This is a genomic window from Sulfuricaulis sp., from assembly GCF_049587675.1.
GTDB lineage: Bacteria > Pseudomonadota > Gammaproteobacteria > Acidiferrobacterales > Sulfurifustaceae > Sulfuricaulis.
In genome coordinates this window covers 1-2,162 of sequence record NZ_JBAVEJ010000045.1, presented here as the reverse complement: position 1 = coordinate 2,162, position 2,162 = coordinate 1, and the positions used below count along the sequence as shown (strand labels likewise).

The 2,162-nt window shown below is 61.7% G+C and carries 2 protein-coding genes; both read right to left on the bottom strand.

The window, feature by feature from the left end; translation table 11 throughout:
• A partial coding sequence (locus tag WB402_RS01895; RefSeq protein ID WP_424205179.1) for a proton-conducting transporter membrane subunit occupies window positions 1–1,028 on the bottom strand: 1,028 nt, incomplete at its 3' end.
• A 166-nt stretch (window positions 1,029–1,194) separates the two neighbouring features.
• Window positions 1,195–2,162: HlyC/CorC family transporter (locus WB402_RS01890; RefSeq protein ID WP_424205177.1), on the bottom strand; the 968-nt coding region annotated here is incomplete at its 5' end.

Sequence of the window (2,162 nt, the reverse complement as noted above, 5' to 3'; positions counted from 1 at the left end):
GCCACCAGACCCAAGGTGCCCAGCACCTCGTGTCCGGTGCCGAGGAAGATCATCGACAGCCCGAGGCCCATGAAGATAATGCCGACGTTTTCGATGGAAGAGTACGCCAGCAGACGCTTGAGATCGTTCTGCGTCATGGCGTACAGCACACCGCTAAGCGCGGTCACCGTGCCGAGCACGAGCAGCACCAGCCCCCATGGCCAATAAAGATTACCGAGGAGGTAATAGACGAAGCGCAGGAAGCCGTAAATCGCGACCTTGAGCATCACGCCGCTCATGAGCGCCGAGATGTGCGACGGCGCCGCGGGGTGCGCCTCCGGCAGCCACGCGTGCAGCGGCACGATGCCGGCCTTCATGCCGAAGCCGAAGAAGGCCAGCGCGAAGGCGATGGAGGCCCAGGTGGCGGAAAGATTCGCGGCGCGCATGGCCTCGAATGTGTAGCCGCCACTGAATCCGGCGAGCACGCCGAACCCCAGCAGAATGGCGAGCGCGCCCACATGAGCCATGAGCAGATACAGAAACGCCGCGCGGCGGTTGGCGGCATACTGATGCTGATAGGCGACCAGGAAATAGCTCGAGACCGACATCAGCTCCCAGGAAACCATGAACACGAAGGCGTCGTCGGCGAGCAGGACGAGAAGCATGCCGAGGATGAACAAGCCGGTGAACAGGCCGAGTACTGACAAGGACTGCTTGTGGCCCGGGTGCGTGAATTCCCGCAGGTACCCGGGCGCGTACAGGCTGACGGCCAGTACCAGCATGCCGACGATGCCGAAGAAAAAGCCGGACAGGGAATCCAGCCGCAAGTGCCACTGGAGCCAGGGCAATCCCAACGCGAGCTGATCCGTCGAGTGAGTTTTGTCGGTGAGGGCCCAGCCGCCGGCGAGAATCGCGAACAGGCCGCACAATCCGAGCAGCAGGCTGGAGCCGTAACGCAGCAAATTCGGATAGCGGTCCGCGCCCAGTGCCACGGCGCCGGAGGCCAGCGCGCTGAGAAGAGCCAGATAGGCGAGGAGCAGCGGTGACAAGCTCTTTCTTAAACCGGAGACGTGGCGCGAGCCGATCGCCCGCGCGCTTTATCTTATTAAATATTGATTTCTCAAAATCTCTGGGAAAGACGCCGGATTCCCAGAGTATGTTGCCGCGTGTGATGCTAGAGCCTGGGGTCGAAAAATTCAAGCCGCCACCGCCCGATCAGGGCGGGGCGGAAGGGGTCTCGGCTTCTGGAGCGCCGGCCGGCCGGACGCGCGCGATCTCGATGGCAGTGCCGCGGGTGCGCAGGATTTCCACGAGGTAGCCGTGAATCATCAGGCTGGTGCCGGGTTCGGGGATGTCCTCGAGATATTCCACGATCAGTCCGTTCAGCGTGCGCGATTCTTCGGTAGGCAAATCCCAGCCGAGCTGGCGGTTGAGGTCCCGCAGGCTGACGGCGCCGCGCACCAGGTAACTGCCATCGCTCTCGGGATGGATATCATCGATCTTGCCGATGGTCTGGGTGGTGAAATCGCCGACGATTTCCTCGAGGATCTCGTCCAGCGATACCAGCCCCTGGATATCGCCGTATTCATCCACCACGAGGCCGATGCGGCGCTTGGCCTGTCTGAAATTCAGCAGTTGCGTGTTGAGCGTGGTACCTGACGGGATGAAGTAGGGTTCGACGATGGCCTGACCGAGCGATTCCTTGTCGAGCCGGCCTTCGCGCATCAGGTTTAAGACCCGGCGCACGTGCAGCATGCCGGTGACGTTATCGAGACTTCCATGGTAGACCGGCAACCGTGTGTACCGGCTTCCGGAGATCTGACTGATGATTTCATCCAATTCCGCGTCAAGGTTGACGCCTTCGATTTTTCCGCGCGGCACCATCACATCATCCACCGCGACCTTTTCAAGATCGAGAATCGCCAGCAGCATGTCTTGGTGGCTTTCCGGAATCAGCATTCCGGCTTCCATGATGATGGCGCGCAGCTCCTCGGGGCTTACCTGGTCGGCGGACCGGGCCTGCACGCGTACGCCGACGAGCCGCAGCAGACCGTTAGCCATGCCGTTGATAACCCACACCACCGGATAGATGAGCCACAACATCGGACGCAGCACGTAGGCGCTGGGAAACGCGATACGCTCCGGGTGCAGGGCCGCCAGCGTCTTGGGCGCGAGGTCGGTGA